We start from the raw sequence: 14402 nt of genomic DNA on the forward strand, positions 1-14402 counted from the left end.
TGCTCAGTCCCGACGACTATGAGAAGTCACTCCGAGCGGCTGCCTGAACTTCTTAAGCCCCTGTCCACCGTTCGGGGTGAACCTCAGGCACCAGCGGCGGCGCGACCCTCACCGAAGCGCTGGGCGTCCGCGCCCAGCGAGGATCGCAACTGGCCATGGCGCTGCGCATCGCCGGTGCCGGTAACGAAGCGCTGGGCGTCCGCGCCCAGCGAGGATCGCAACGCGAACTCGGCTGCGCTGCCGACCGACCCGCACACGAAGCGCTGGGCGTCCGCGCCCAGCGAGGATCGCAACCTGTACCTCGCGTCGCGCGGCCCAAGTCCCTGCGAAGGAAGCGCTGGGCGTCCGCGCCCAGCGAGGATCGCAACTTCGACCCGCAGGGCAGTGGGGTTATCCGCTACCAGCGAAGCGCTGGGCGTCCGCGCCCAGCGAGGATCGCAACTTCGACCCGCAGGGCAGTGGGGTTATCCGCTACCAGCGAAGCGCTGGGCGTCCGCGCCCAGCGAGGATCGCAACGTGAACGCCTGGCACTACGTGGGCGACGATCTGCGAAGCGCTGGGCGTCCGCGCCCAGCGAGGATCGCAACACCGGTGCCGGCAACCAGTTCTGGAGGCTCACCGAGAAGCGCTGGGCGTCCGCGCCCAGCGAGGATCGCAACGAGTACGGGGCGAACCTTGTCGAATACACGTGGCCGAAGCGCTGGGCGTCCGCGCCCAGCGAGGATCGCAACGAGAACCCGCCGGTGGTCACGGTGACCACACGCAGGAAGCGCTGGGCGTCCGCGCCCAGCGAGGATCGCAACGACAACATGGGCCACGGGCCCGCGTCGTACGGCAGGAAGCGCTGGGCGTCCGCGCTCAGCGAGGATCGCAACGAGGACTGGGAGACCGGCGAGCGCACCGAGGAGCCCGAAGCGCTGGGCGTCCGCGCCCAGCGAGGATCGCAACGACGTCACCATTCGTCTTTCCGCGAACGCGACGGTGAAGCGCTGGGCGTCCGCGCCCCACGGGGATCGCAACGACGAGTACACGTGGGAGGAAGGCGCCTGGTGGGCGGAAGCGTTGGGCGTCCTCGCTCAGCGAGGATCGCAACTGGATCATGCCGGGACTTGGCGAAGCGTGGAACGTGAGCGCTGGGCGTCCGCGCCCCAGCCAGGATCGCAACGACTGGGAGACGACGGAGCTGACGAAGGATGCCAAGCAGCGCTCGGTGTGTGTATTCGGCGAGGATCGCAATAGCGCGGACACTACGTCGACGGCGTACAGCAGCGTCGATTGTTCGCGTTCGACGAGGATCGCAACCAGCCCAGCAGGAACGTCTACGGGTCCGGATCGGGGGAAAAGCGTCGGGCGTCCGCGCCCACCGAGGATCGCAACCCCGCCACCGAACACGAGACCGCCGACATCGAGCAGAAGCGCTGGGCGTCCGCGCCCGGCGAGGATCGCAACTCCGGCCTCAAACGGTTGCCGATCAACGCCCAGCGCTTCACCCGTGAGCAGAACGTCACGCCTGAGCAGATCTGGTTGCGATCCTCGCCGAGCGCGGACGCACGGCGCTGCACAGGCGGTCGAGACCTACCGGCTCAACCGGGGTGTTGCGATCCTCACCGAGCGCGGATGCCTGGCGCTGCACTGGACGAACGGGGCCAATTACACAACGTGCTCATCCAAATTACGATGCCATGGCCAACCCAGCGACACGCCAGCGCATCAGCTCGGAACATTCCGGCGTGTCGTACGACGCATTAGGTTCCGATGAGAGGCCGACGATTCGCCAGCGGCGGAATGAGCCTGCACGGTCCCAACCGGGCCCCACCACCACGGTCATGATCGCCACCACTGCACGACTTACCAGGTCGCCAGGCGATCAACGCTGTGGCAGCGATTTCTAACGCTGCCAACGAGTACTGGATGTCGGGTGCAGGCTGGCACTCGATGTGGCACATTCGGCTGATGCCGCGATCGTGTTCGCATCATGCAGGCTGCATGACTGCCAGGTGCTCGACGTATTGCTCCGGGCCGGTCTATCCGAACACTTGATGAAGGCTATGAGATCGCGGACCAGCGGCGGCTGCCGCATGCCATTCCCTGCCTCTTGTGATGGGCAGTACGGTGTCTTTCCGTGCGGTTCTGGGGCGAATCGAAAGAGGCGACATGAGCGATGATGCCGCGATCTCGGACAGCGAGGATCACGCCTCGGAAGACAACATGCTCACAGCGATGCGCAAGGCACGGGGCATGTCTCGCGGCCAGGTTACCGATGCGGCCAATGCCTACATCCGAGCCCGCGAAGGGCTCAACTCGGCCGAGGTGCTGAGCGAGGGTGTGCTCGGCAAGTTGGAACGGGGCGAACACAAGGCACCTCGTGGAGCACTGCGTCGGGAAGCCTTGCGGCATGCGCTCGGGGTGGACACCGACGCCGAGCTGGGATGGCCCGCGTTGCGCTCCGTGGTCAAGACCCCAGCGGCCGTCCGCGTTGCTGCCGGGGCCAGAGAACGTGCTGGGACCGCAGGCGACAGCTTGGACCTCGACTCGATTCTGGACGAGGCGACCAGTGGGGTGGCACGAGCCGCATCGATCACCGAGGCCCGGACGGTGTCGTCGACCGCCTTGCGGACCTATCGGTCCCGGCTGGCGAGCTTGTCCACCGACTTCGTGCACCGTCCGGCCGAGGAAGTGGGTCCGAAGCTGTATCGCTTGTGGAAGGACCTGTCGGTGCACCTTGAGCACGGTCTGCGGCAGCACCAGGGCCGGGAGGTATACCTGGTCGCGGGGATGATCTGCGTCGTGCTGGCCCACCTGTGTCATGTGCGCGGCCGACCACATCAAGGACTGGTGCACGCGGAGGCCGCCCTGCTCTGGGCGCGGGACGCCGGCCATCCGGAGCTGCTGGGGTGGACGCTGGGGACCAAAGCGCTGTTGACCGGGTCCACCGAGGGACCGGTGGCAGCCTTGCAGCTCATCGAGCAAGCCAAGGACATCCTGCGTAGATCACCGCGGCCTGGCAGTGGCGCGGTCCGCCTTGCCTGCTACGAAGCGCGGTTTAGCGCCGAGGCGGGGCAACGTGACCGGGGGCTGGCGGCGATCCGGGCCAGCGAAGATGCCACGGAAGCGCTGGGCAGGAGCGGGGCGGCCGATCTGGACGTCATCGGCGGCATCCTGAGCCTGGGCGAGCCGAAACGGGCCTCGCTGTGCGCGAATCCCTACCTCAGGTTCGACTTGGCCGAGCGGGCCGAGCAAATCGCCTGCGCAGCGATCACCGGATTCCTCACAGGTCCGGCCGAGCAGCGTTCCTACGGTGATGTGGCGCTGTCGCAGCTGACGGTCGCGCAGGCCCGGTTGTCGGCCGGCAACCTCGATGGGGTGCTTAACGCGGTCCAGCCGGTCCTGGCACTGCCGCCGCCCCAGCGCATCGCACCCGTGCGCGAGCAACTGGGGCGCCTGGCGTCCGCGTTGAGCGCACCGCGCTTCCTCGGCACGGCCGAGGCCAACGAAATCCGGCAGGAGATCACAGAGTTTCAGAACCCGCCTGCGGCAACCTTGCCTATGTGACGCGCTCCGAGCCTGACAACCCGACCAAGGACCTCCTGCACCTCGGCCAGGACCTGGCCGCCGTGCTGCGCGCCGCGTGCTCGCGCGCAGGTCTCGATGACGCCGACGCACGTCTGATCCACCACTACGCCAACGTGGTGTGCCTGCTGCCCGCAGAGCGGGTGGTGGCACGCATCGCTCGGGACGGCCAGGTGGGTCGAGTGCAGACGGCGTTGCACCTCGCGCGGTGGCTTACCGATGTCCACGGGTATCCCGCGACCGCGCCGTTGCCCTCGCTGGAGCCGGTGGTCGTGGACGACAGCACGGTCGTGACGTTCTGGGCGTACTACCCGCAGCCGCCCGGTGTCGTCTCGCCGGACTCCGCGCACCTAGGGCGCCTGGTCCGCAGGCTGCATCAGCTGCCGACCCCGCCGGTCAATCTGCCCCTGCCCGTGTGGCAGCCGCTGCGATCGCTGGAGGCGCTGGTTACGGGGCCGAACGGCTCGGCGGCGCTGTCGCGTGGCGATCAGCGGTGGCTGCTGAACCGCATCGACGAGGTCCGGCGCGATCTTGCCGCGCTGGACTGGCCGTTGGGGTTCACGACCATTCACGGCGACGCGTGGGCGGGCAACTTGCTATGGGACACGGCAGCGACGGACGTCCCCGTGCGACTGGGCGACTGGGATACGGCGTGCCACGGCCCGCGCGAGGTGGATCTCATCCCGTCCTGGCACGCCGCAGTCCGTTATGGCCGAGGTCCGCAGTGGGCAGAGGCGTTCGCGTTGGCCTACGGCTACGACCTGAGCGCGTGGGATGACGGGTTCCCGATTCTGTTCGCCATGCGTGACCTCGTGCAGCTGGCGGGGCCGCTGCGCCGCGCCGCGGACGAGAGCACGTTCGCGGCCGCGGTACAGCAGCGCCTCGACGGCATCAAGGCGGGTGACCACAGCCGGTGGCGCGAGTTCTGAAGCCATACGCCGGCTGATCCTGGCCGGACTATTCCCGCCCCGGCATCCACGTGGTGCGAGGTACCGCGCGGCGACGTCTCGTCCGGACACCGTCCGAAAGTGCGTCCGAAAAATCCGCGCGGACTTTCGCACTAAAAAACGCACACGTATTAGGTATTCCCACGGTGCCTATTTGCCGCCATGATCTTCCACGTCACGTCGAGTCGACGCATTCGGCGCCAGCGTCCCGAGGGTCGCAATAGGACTTCTTCAGAGGTGAAGTGAGTGGGGATCACTGAGTGGCATGAAATCATTCGTCGCCCCGGCCCGTAATGCCGGCCCGTCCCGCCCGCGACCCGGTTGGATCGCCGATTCCGTCGGTCGTGGTGGCCAGTGCCTCAGTAGCGGCGTACCCCTGTCCAGCTTGAGACCGGCACGCACACATCCCCGCTGATCAGCTGAAGCACGTGAGGAGCACTGACCGAGATGGCGGACAAGACCGCAATCAAAGGAAAACGGATCACCGGTTCTGACCGCATCTCGATGGGTGAGGACCTGAAGGCGAAGTACGAGAAGGGGGCCAGCATCCGCGCCCTGGCCGAGGACACCGGCCGCTCGTACGGCTTCGTGCACGGAATTCTGGGCGAGTCCGGTGTGGTGATGCGCTCGCGTAGCGGACACGCCGTTCCAAGCTCGGCGCGCCCCAACGCGTCGATCGCGCGCACGGCGAACCGCCCGTCTCGAAACGCGCGCACGAGGTCCTGATGCGGAATTCCAGTCGGGGCCAGAACGAGCGTCGCGGTGGTAGTGCAGCCGCGAGCGGCCTGGTTGCGGCCGGTGGTGACCGCGCTCAACCCAGCCGGCCCGTGCCAGCGCGTGGCGATCGCGTACCCGACGGCGCAGAGCGTCATGCAGGCTGCATCACACGATGCCGGGCGGCGCGGCTCCGCGATCGCATACGTCGTTCGATCCCGTGCTCCGCAGCCGTCATCCGTGCCTTCCTGGGGGCTCGTGATGGGTAACTGGATCTCCGCGCCGCCGCCGCAGAAGGCGGGCGATCAGTTGTGGTTGTGTGCACATGACCTCAAGGGTCGGGCACGGCTGACCCCGCGAGCTGTAGAGCTCGCCTGCGGGAGCGCGGTGTTCGGTGAGCTCGTCATCGACGGCTATCTGGAAGTCGTCGATGGACGGGCGCGATTGCTTGAACAGGGCTGGGAGCATTTGAAGGCCCCCTGCGTATTTCGGCGGCCCGCGGTTGTCCGGTGGCTGCTGGAGCGAATATCGGGCTCTCCCAGGACTGTCCTGGATGACTGGATCACCGACATCGCACCAGACGCTCCACTGTGGATCGTGCGCCGTCTTGAGAAGCAGGGCATGGTCCGCCCGGTGCAACCCGGTCGGTTCGTGTTCTGGCGGACGACGCCCCGGTATGCGCCGGTGGACCTGAACGCGCCGCACCACCTAGGTGATCACCTCGCGATGGCGTTGCAGAGGCGCAGTTCCTTGACGGTGGTGGACGTGTTCCTGGCCGGACTCCTCCAAGCCACCCAACTGCACCACAAAGCGATCGCCGGGCTGCCTCACCTCGACGACCTCATCACCGCCGAGCTCCACACGCTGACCCAGTCCACGGACACCGAGTCCGCTGTGTGCGAGAGGTCATTGAGCACGCTGCTCACCCACACACGGCAACTCATCAACACCGCTGTGCTCGCCCACACCCTCTGATCTTCCCTGCCACACCTACCTTTTCGGAGGAGTTCGTACGTCATGTCTTCCCCTGGTTCCACCACACCGCCGAGAACCGGCGCCGCCGGTCGGACGGTCGGCGTGCCGTACATGGCGCTGTTCGTGCTGTCTGCGGCCACACCGTTGACCGTGTTCACGGGCATCATCCCGACCGGTTTCGCCCAGACCGGCCTGATCGGGATCCCCGCGGCGTTCGTCGTGGTCGGTGTCGTCGTGAGCCTGTTCTTCGCCGGGTTCACGCGGATGGCGCCGCAAATCGGCAACCCAGGCTCGTTCGTTGGCTACATCGCTCATGGTCTGGGCCGAATCGCCGGCGTGGGCGGGGCAGCCGTGGCGCTGACCGCTTACAGCATCCTGTTGTGGGGGTTGTTCGGGTTTGTCGGCACGGCCGCCGCGCCGCTCGGACAGAAGTGGTTCGGCTGGGATCTGCCTTGGTGGGCCTACGCGCTGGGTGCGTGGGCGCTCGTGGGCTGGCTCGGCCACCGGCGCGTGCGCGACGCGGGCCGCGTCGTCGGTGTCCTGCTCGGTCTGGAAGTCGCGGCGATCGCCGTCTGCAGCGTGACGAACCTGCTGAACCCGGCGGGCGGGACTGTCACCACCGCCACGCTTTCACCCACGAACCTGTTCACGCCGGGATACGGCGCGGTGCTGGCGCTCGCGGTGATCGGTTTCATCGGCATCGAGTCCGTCGTGGTGTTCGCCAAGGAATGCGACCGTCCACAGCGGACGGTGCCGTTGGCGGCCTATGTGACGATCGGTATCACCACCGTGCTTTACGCGGGCTGCTCGTGGGCGCTCAGCGTCGCGGCCGGACCTGATGGAATCGTGGGCGCCGCCCAGGCGCACGGCCCGGAACTCGTGTTCCATCTCGCCCGCCCGTATCTGGGTGATGCCGCCATTGACGTCCTACATCTCTTGCTGCTCACCAGCGTCTTGGCCGCGATGGTCAGCTTCCACAACTGCGGTGCGCGTTACCTGCTTTCCCTGGGCAAAGAGCACGTGCTGCCGCGTGTATTGGGACGTACCTCACCGAAGACCGGTGCACCGGTGGCCGGCTCGTGGGTGCAGAGCGCCGCCACGCTGCTGGTGATCGCCGTCTACGCGGTGCTCGGCCTCGATCCCGTGCGGTTCTTGTTCTATTGGGCTGGGGCTTCTGGTGCAGTGGGTGTGCTGCTGCTGATGACCGCGACCGCCTGGTCGATCGTGCTCTACTTCGTTCGTGCCGCAGACCGGACGGCGATCCGGTGGTGGGCCATCGCGATCCTGGCCGCGATCGGTGTCAGCTGGGTGCTGGTCGAAGCACTGACCCATTTCGCGTTGCTGCTCGGAGAAGCACCCGGCCCACAGCCCACACGAATCATCCTGGCCGTGTTCGGCGGTGTCGCAGCGATCGGCGTGACCTGGGCGGTGTGGCTGCGGCTCACCCGTCACCAGGACTATCTGGCCATCGGCCTCGGCGGCACGCGCGAGATCGATGTTGATCAGGGCGAAGATGGCGATCACCAGCAGGGTGAAGCCGCTCCGACCAGCTCCACCGGGCGGTGACAGCCGTGGAGCACACCATCGAACGCGCCAGCACCGCACACCAGGTGATGTTGGCTGCCGCCGTCGTCGCGGCCAGGTTCCAGTACCTGGATACCACTGGCTGGCTCATCGGCGACCCGAACCGGCGCGGCGGGATCATGCTGAAGAACAACACGATGTGGGCTGAGCATGCGCTGGTTCACGGCGAAATCCACATCGTCACCAACATCGTGCTGCCCGGCGGCCGCACTCGGTGGGCAAACGTGCCGCAGGCAGCGGCGATCTGGCTGCACTACAAGGATCTGGACAGCCCACCGCCGGTCCCCGCAGGGTATGAGGCCCGGCTCGCCGAGGACTGCGGCGAGTACGCCGACAAATTCGCCGCACTGGACAAGCTGTTCGAGAAGCACCACCCGCGCGATCGCGGTTCCCATCACTACCTCGCGTTCCTGGCCGCGATGCAGGAGGGACACGGGCAGGGCACCGCCCTGTTGCGGAACCACCTCATGCTGCTCGACAACCGCAAGCTCGGCGCCTACCTCGTTGCCGCCGACGAACGCTCCCGCGACCTGTACGCGAGACACGGCTTCGAACAGCTCGACCAAGCGCTGGAGCTGCCTGGCAGCGATGGCGCCGTCGAGCACGTCATGTACCCGATGTGGCGCGACCCGCAGCCACGACAACCAACATCCTGACCAACCCCGGCACGGCATGAGCTGATGCAGGCTGCATCACCAGCCCGCGTCCTGGCACCGGTGCACGGGCTCACGGGCACCGCCGATCGTGCTGCCCGACATTCCCATTCGAATACCGACTAGAGCAGGAACACGCGTGATGAAGCTCAGCACCGGTGCCGCGTCTGTAGCGGCCGCGGCCGCCGCGGCGCTGACCGCCATGACCGTTGCCGCGCTGGGCGCATCCGATCCGGGGGCGGTCGCTCCGCCGGTGTTCTCGCCCCCGCACGCACGCCCCACGGTGACGCCGCTGGTGCAGTACAGGCAGCTGAACACTCAGGCCGTGCCGCCAGACTCGACGGCAGCGCCGGCTCCTCACTGAGTCGGCACGGGCCTGTCGTGGCCCTCCATGAACTCGGCTCCGGCGGCTTTCGGTGTCGGACTGGAGCCGGGCCTACGCACCGCCGCGACGATGCATCCGGTCATTGACCGCGATGCCCGCGGTCGTGCCGGGTGGTGGTGCAGAACCTCCTCTCGCTGCACCACCACCCACCACAACCCGTGGGCACGGCGAAATCGTTGCAAGACGACGTCTTTGCTCGTCCCAACGGTCTACCGCAGGGGCCTTCGTGATCTTCCGGACTCGTACAGAGAAGTCCGGATCTGTGTTGTCCCATCAAGTAAGGAGGAAGTTCCACTTTGAGAAGCTATTTTCGGCGGACAGCCATCGGGGTCTGCGCCACGCTTGCTCTTGTGGCGGGCTTCGCGGGTGCGGCTGCTGCGGCACCGCCGCCGCCCGTCGACGAGACCGGGCCGGTGCAGCCCTACGTGGTCGGTGGCCGTGACGCCACCGAGGCCTACGGGTTCGTGGCCAGCCTCCAACTGCCGGTCTCCGGAGAGCTGCGGCACTTCTGCACCGGCTCGCTGATCACCCGGCGATGGGTGGTCACGGCGGCGCACTGCGTTAAGGATCGGATCCTGCCTGGCACCACGAAGGTCCTCCTTGGCTCGAACGACCGCACGGCGGGCGGCACGCTCGCGGGTGTGAGCCGCGTGGTGGTGCACCAGAAGTTCGACATGAACAAGCCGGGCTACGACGTGGCGATGGTGGAGCTGGACCAGCCGGTGCCGTATCGGCCGGTGCTGCTCGCGTCGCGCGCGGGCAAGGTCGGCTCGCTGTCCCGCATCATGGGCTGGGGTGTCGTCTGCGACGCGGACCTCAACGACCCGGTGTGTCGCCAGGCGCCCAAGGTGCTTCAGGAGCTCGACACCAAGCGGCTGCCCGATCAGCGGTGCATGGGCATCGACTTCTTCGACCGGGCGCGGGAGCTGTGCATCGGCGACCGCAACGACGAGGCGCGGCAGGCGTGCTTCGGCGACTCGGGTGGCCCGCTGGTCCAGCGGGTCCGGGGTCGGTGGATGCTCATCGGTGCAACCACCGGTGACGGCGACGACACGGTGATGCGTCCGCGCGTGTGCACGACCGCCCCGGACGGCGCGAACGGTGTGGGGATCTGGCAGGACCTGCCGACCTACCGGTCGTGGATCGCTCAGACGATCTGGGAGTGTGACCGTCAGGAGGGCGAGAATGTCCAGGCGCAGATGCGTGAGGCAGATGCCCTGATGGCGGCAGCGTAACGCTGCGACGGCGGCGCAGCGGCTCTCTGGTGGGCAACCAGCCGCCTAGATGGTGCTGCGCCATCGCGCTGCGAAGGCCGTCCACGGCCGGGTTTCCCCGAGACCCGGCCGTGAACGGCCTCGTTCCGATCACTGATGAAGGCATGGCCGTTCGAGACCCATCTTTCGCCTGTTGCGCCACAGCAGCGTCCAGATACGGGACCAGGTGTGCCACTGCCCTGGTGCACGTCCCGGCGGTTCGGCGGCGCACTTTGGGGCGCCACCGAACGGCGATGACGGGGCCGACCAGCTGTAGCTGCCGCAGCCGCTACTCGGATTGGTCTTCGTCTGGCTCCTGCTTGATCACCACCGGGTCAGGTAGGGGGCCGCAGCCCTACGGCGCGGTCGCGGATCTCGCGCCGGTCATGACAGCCGCTGCTGGGGCGGCCGCCGAGCATGCCATCAACGCGATAGCAGCGATTCCCAATAACGCCAACGAGTTCTGGGTGGTTGGGTCGGGTGGATCGTGTTCATGTGTCATGCAGACTGCATGACACATGAACACGATCGGTGCGCTGGAAGCTAACGAGATGGCAAGGTCCAGCTGACCTTTCCGCTGGGCTCGTCGAGCCACACGCGGTGGAGGCCGTCGGACGTGACAGTCAGACCAAGGCGGTCCCAGTTCGGTCGGCCGAGGTTGTCCCACGTCTGGTGAGTTCTCTCAAGCTCGTCCCAGAGTGAAATCGGCCCACCTTGCCGCACCTCTCGCTTGCCGTTCTCACCGAGCTGCGTCTTGACTGCCGCCCAGGAGCCGTCAGGTGTGCTGAATACGGCCCACTCCGGCCCCTGGTCAGTGGCGCCGTGGTAGCCGAACACGACTTCATCAGGCATCAACGCTTGTACGAGGAACCACGGTACGAGTGACGACCACGGGGTCGGTTCAAGGTGAGTCACCGAGCGCCTGCCCGCGTTCAGATCCACGGCGATGCTCGTGACCTCGGGAGCGTCGTCGGCATCGCGCATCGCCATGAACCCGGCCCACCGTGGCAGGAATCTGCCTTCGAGTCGATCGGCGTGGCGCGTCAGCAAGACGAGGTTTCCCGCGTGCGTGCTCGGCTTGATGTCGACGAGCACGAGGCCGCCTTCACGCAGCTGTTCAGCCCATGCCCAGGGCACGGCAGGTAGAGAGCATGTCGCAATGATCCGGTCGTACGGACCGTGCTCCGGCAAGCCTTCGACACCATGCCCGGCTGCCAGAGTCGGCCTCAACCCCAGCTCAGCCAGCCGTTTGCGAGCCGTGTCAACGAGTGCTCTGCTGATGTCGACGGAGTACACCCGGTCGGCACCGAGTCGGTGTGACATCAGCGCGACGTTGTAGCCAGTCCCGGTGCCGATTTCGAGCACCTTGTCCTTGTCGTCGACATCGAGGGCTTCCAGCATCCGCACCATGAGGCCCGGCTTGGTCGACGACGAGACTGTTACCCGATGGCCGTTCGCCGTGGTGGCAAGGTCGGTGATCAAGGGTTCGTTGCTGTAGACAGCGGCGAGCCACCCGTCGTCATCCACGCTCGTCTCGGTCCACTGCCCGTCCTGGCGCTGGACGTAGAACCTCGGCACGAACACATGCCGCGGAGTCGCCTCGACGGCGTCTCGCCACGCCGGCGACCGCAATGCGCCCTCGGCCGCTATCTGGTCGGCGAGTTGGTGCGCCAGTTCCTGCCACGGCATCGTAGTCGCCGTCATGCTGTGCTCCCCTTCTCCAGGAGGTCGGCGAGCGCTTCCGTGATCGGCGCCTCGATCGCGTCCTCGATCCATCCATACTGGCCACCTGCGTTGCATTCGAGAAACACCCACAAGTCATCCGGTTGGATGACGAAGTCGAACGTTCCGTAGGTGAGACCCATTTCGACGCAGTACTCCCGCACGCCGGTCGCGACGTTGGAGGGCGGGTCGATCCGTTCGTATCGCAAGGCGCCGTAGTCGTTGCGCCAATCGAGGTGGGTCTCGGCGGACTGCGCGTGGACTGCTGCCGCGAAGAGTCTGTTGCCGACCACAATCACCCGAGCCTCGTACGACTTGGGTATCCAGCGTTGGAACTGGTGGGCGTTGACCTCGATCCCGCGCAGGTCTGCTAGGTCGGCCTCGTCAAGCCGGTGAGTGAAGGCGGTTTTGCGTCGGCCTTCTTCCTTGATCGCGGGTGCACCGAACGCTTTGGTGATCGTTTCGCCGCCCTTCGCGAACCGCTTGACCGCAGCTGGCTCGTTGGTTACCAGCGTGTCGGCGACCATGAGCCCGCACCGTGCTGCGGTGACCAGTTGAACCGGCTTGTACGAAGCGTCAGCATTCCGCGAGGGGTGGTTGATCCAGGGGATTGGCAGGGACGTTAGTACGCCGCCAAGGCCGAGTTTCGTTTCGGTCATGGCCCAATGCCGTTCAGTCGGCGACAGCTCGGCGGGGAGGGCGAACGCGCCGGGACTCCGGTACCAAATCGACCGCAGTTCCTCAAGCGCGATCACCCGCCCACCTGCGGACAACGTCCCCATCCACTGCCCGTTCCGCAACTCTGCATCGATACTCGCCCGCTGCGGAAACCACGCTGTGTCCACTCGGGCGACAGGCACTTCTCGACCTTCCAGCACCTTCACCATGCGGTCAGCGGTGATGTCCAGTTCGGGCGCGAGGATGAGGACGGTCATCAGTCGTTGATCCAGTCCTCGGAGCTGGGCGGGTCCTCACCATCCGTGCTCGCGGTGGTGATCGCGGTCGGCTCGGCCATGTGCGGACTGTCGATCAGCGCGACACCTGCGTGATCGACTGCTTTCTGCTGTTCCGCGTCGTACGTCCACTCAGGCAGCACGCGGCCAGAGCCTGCCGGGACCGCACGGCGGAGTCCCCACGGCCGAACACCGGCAGGCGACGGCATGTCGCCGGCCCGCTGCTCGAAACTAGACCCGTTGAGCGCGAACTGTGCGCTGACCGACGCGAGCGGATCTGCGTCGGGTAGCTCGGTTACTGCTGCGGTCATGCGTATTCCTTCCGTCATGTCGGGCTGGTTGTGCCCGACTAGTTCAGTCCCATCCGCGCCGGGAACATGCTCCGGCCGGACCTCTTATCGGGATGGTTGAGGAGCGGACTCGTCAACGTCGCGGTCAAGCTGGCGGTGCATGTCCGCCGCGCGGTCGGACAGGCCATACGCGTCGAACTTCGCGCGGGCCAGGATGTAGTGACCACGGGCGATTGCCGGGTTCGTGTGTTCGGCGGCCGCCGCGGCGACGGCCGCCGCTTCGGCGATGTAGAAGTCGTTGCCGGTCGTCTTCAAGACCTCGAGCACGGGCTTGATGGTCGCGTGGGCCTTCGTGGTCTGGCCATCGTCGAGCAGGATCTGGGCGAGGTAGGTGAGCACACGGGCACGGCCGACCGTGTCACCGATGCCGCTCATCAGTCGTTCGGCTGTGCGCAGGTGCGCGATTGCGGAGTCGGGGTCGTCGAGCTTGGCGCGGAGGACACCGATGCGGCGATGCCGCAACGCAATGCCGTGTGGATCTTCGATTTGCTCTGCGGTAGCGAGAGAGGCTTCGTAGTGCTCAAGCGCGGTCTTGAGGTTGCCTGCGTCCTCGTGGGCACGGCCATGTGACGACTGCGCGGTGGACAGCACTTGAAGGTCGCCGAGGGAGGTGGCGCGGCGTACGGCCATGTTGGCGTAATCGATGGCTTCCTTGTGCATTCCCTTGGTCGACAGGCAGCGGGCGGCTCGGGCAAGCGCGGTGGCGTGCCGATGCTCTCGCTTTTCATCCTCGACATCGGGGTGGAGGCGGATCGTCACGAACTGAGTGAGCAGCGCGGTGAAGTTACTACCGCAGTAGCGGGCGAGTGACCACATGGGCTCGGCGAGCTCACATGCGGCCCCGTAGAGGCGATATTGGACGGCACCGTCGAGCATCTGGAAGAGACGGGTTTCGTTATCCCGGAACCAGTTCACCGCGATGGTGGGGGATTCGAGAGGCTGTGTTGCGAGGTTGTAGACGGTGCTGAGGCGCCACGCTCTGGGCTGGATGGTTATGTCAGCGCGGGCGGCGTATTTCGCGTGCCACATGACGAGGGTGCTGTATCCGGTTGGGTCGTCTGATGCAGGCTGCATGACGACGTCGAGCTTGTAGTTGGTTCCGTCCGTGTTGACCGCGCGGCCGGCGTCGACGAGCTCGGCGAGGACGTCATAGCCGTCTCGGGGTTCGCCGACGACGGCGCGGAAGAGCTCGGCGGGGACGATGTCGGAGGTGCCGGGCATCCCGGTGAGGGTGCGTAGTGCCCAGTCAGCGATCAGGGATAGCTCCGCCATCGTTTTCTCCGGTGCGTTGCAGTG

Annotated in this window: 12 protein-coding genes and 1 CRISPR repeat array; of the genes, 8 read left to right on the top strand and 4 right to left on the bottom strand. The window is 66.6% G+C overall.

Annotation, left to right across the window (positions count from 1 at the left end; translation table 11 throughout):
• Nucleotides 1-113 precede the first annotated feature (113 nt).
• Nucleotides 114-1093: a CRISPR direct-repeat array (repeat unit 37 nt; unit sequence GAAGCGCTGGGCGTCCGCGCCCAGCGAGGATCGCAAC).
• Between the two features lie 1061 nt (nucleotides 1094-2154).
• From DI276_RS39550 to DI276_RS39585, 8 genes are all read left to right on the top strand, one after another.
• On the top strand, nucleotides 2155-3552 hold the full coding sequence (locus tag DI276_RS39550; RefSeq protein WP_112273524.1) for a hypothetical protein: 1398 nt from the start codon (nucleotides 2155-2157) through the stop codon (nucleotides 3550-3552).
• A complete protein-coding gene (locus DI276_RS39555) occupies nucleotides 3549-4499 on the top strand; it encodes a phosphotransferase enzyme family protein (protein WP_112273527.1) in 951 nt (316 codons plus the stop codon). Before DI276_RS39550 ends, DI276_RS39555 begins: the two co-directional genes overlap by 4 nt.
• A gap of 465 nt (nucleotides 4500-4964) precedes the next feature.
• Complete coding sequence (locus DI276_RS39560; RefSeq protein ID WP_232837240.1) at nucleotides 4965-5243, top strand: helix-turn-helix domain-containing protein; 279 nt, start codon at nucleotides 4965-4967, stop codon at nucleotides 5241-5243.
• Between the two features lie 111 nt (nucleotides 5244-5354).
• Complete coding sequence (locus DI276_RS39565; RefSeq protein WP_157985239.1) at nucleotides 5355-6206, top strand: GPP34 family phosphoprotein; 852 nt, start codon at nucleotides 5355-5357, stop codon at nucleotides 6204-6206.
• Nucleotides 6207-6317: 111 nt separating this feature from the next.
• Nucleotides 6318-7772: an APC family permease gene (locus DI276_RS39570; protein WP_232837241.1), complete on the top strand. Its 1455-nt coding sequence runs from the start codon at nucleotides 6318-6320 to the stop codon at nucleotides 7770-7772.
• 5 nt (nucleotides 7773-7777) lie between these two features.
• Nucleotides 7778-8446 (top strand): hypothetical protein, encoded by a 669-nt coding sequence (locus tag DI276_RS39575; RefSeq protein ID WP_157985240.1) that lies wholly within the window; start codon nucleotides 7778-7780, stop codon nucleotides 8444-8446.
• A gap of 136 nt (nucleotides 8447-8582) precedes the next feature.
• Entirely contained in the window at nucleotides 8583-8807 is a 225-nt protein-coding gene (locus tag DI276_RS39580; protein WP_157985241.1) for a hypothetical protein, read from the top strand.
• A 371-nt stretch (nucleotides 8808-9178) separates the two neighbouring features.
• The gene (locus DI276_RS39585; protein ID WP_157985242.1) at nucleotides 9179-10063 is read left to right on the top strand and encodes a S1 family peptidase; all 885 of its coding nucleotides are present in this window, start codon (nucleotides 9179-9181) and stop codon (nucleotides 10061-10063) included.
• Nucleotides 10064-10624: 561 nt separating this feature from the next.
• Here DI276_RS39585 and DI276_RS39590 read toward each other — a convergent pair.
• The 4 genes from DI276_RS39590 to DI276_RS50475 form a co-directional block, all read right to left on the bottom strand.
• Nucleotides 10625-11785, bottom strand: coding sequence for a methyltransferase domain-containing protein (locus DI276_RS39590; protein WP_112273539.1), 1161 nt, complete (start codon nucleotides 11783-11785; stop codon nucleotides 10625-10627).
• Complete coding sequence (tgmB, locus tag DI276_RS39595) at nucleotides 11782-12738, bottom strand: ATP-grasp ribosomal peptide maturase (RefSeq protein ID WP_112273541.1); 957 nt, start codon at nucleotides 12736-12738, stop codon at nucleotides 11782-11784. The genes DI276_RS39590 and tgmB overlap by 4 nt, the downstream gene beginning before the upstream one ends.
• Nucleotides 12738-13067 (bottom strand): putative ATP-grasp-modified RiPP, encoded by a 330-nt coding sequence (gene tgmA, locus DI276_RS39600; RefSeq protein WP_112273543.1) that lies wholly within the window; start codon nucleotides 13065-13067, stop codon nucleotides 12738-12740. Before tgmA ends, tgmB begins: the two co-directional genes overlap by 1 nt.
• A gap of 84 nt (nucleotides 13068-13151) precedes the next feature.
• On the bottom strand, nucleotides 13152-14327 hold the full coding sequence (locus DI276_RS50475; RefSeq protein WP_157985243.1) for a tetratricopeptide repeat protein: 1176 nt from the start codon (nucleotides 14325-14327) through the stop codon (nucleotides 13152-13154).
• Between the last annotated feature and the right edge of the window lie 75 nt (nucleotides 14328-14402).

It is taken from the genome of Lentzea terrae (assembly GCF_003265345.1).
GTDB classification, from domain to species: Bacteria; Actinomycetota; Actinomycetes; order Mycobacteriales; family Pseudonocardiaceae; genus Lentzea; species Lentzea terrae.

What these genes read in the sequence shown, in the direction of transcription:
- DI276_RS39550 (WP_112273524.1), top strand. Translation starts at nt 2,155, where the DNA reads ATGAGCGATGATGCCGCGATCTCGGACAGCGAGGATCACGCCTCGGAA.
- tgmA (WP_112273543.1), bottom strand. Translation starts at nt 13,067, where the DNA reads ATGACCGCAGCAGTAACCGAGCTACCCGACGCAGATCCGCTCGCGTCG.
- DI276_RS50475 (WP_157985243.1), bottom strand. Translation starts at nt 14,327, where the DNA reads ATGCCCGGCACCTCCGACATCGTCCCCGCCGAGCTCTTCCGCGCCGTC.
- DI276_RS39570 (WP_232837241.1), top strand. Translation starts at nt 6,318, where the DNA reads ATGGCGCTGTTCGTGCTGTCTGCGGCCACACCGTTGACCGTGTTCACG.
- tgmB (WP_112273541.1), bottom strand. Translation starts at nt 12,738, where the DNA reads ATGACCGTCCTCATCCTCGCGCCCGAACTGGACATCACCGCTGACCGC.
- DI276_RS39560 (WP_232837240.1), top strand. Translation starts at nt 4,965, where the DNA reads ATGGCGGACAAGACCGCAATCAAAGGAAAACGGATCACCGGTTCTGAC.
- DI276_RS39590 (WP_112273539.1), bottom strand. Translation starts at nt 11,785, where the DNA reads ATGACGGCGACTACGATGCCGTGGCAGGAACTGGCGCACCAACTCGCC.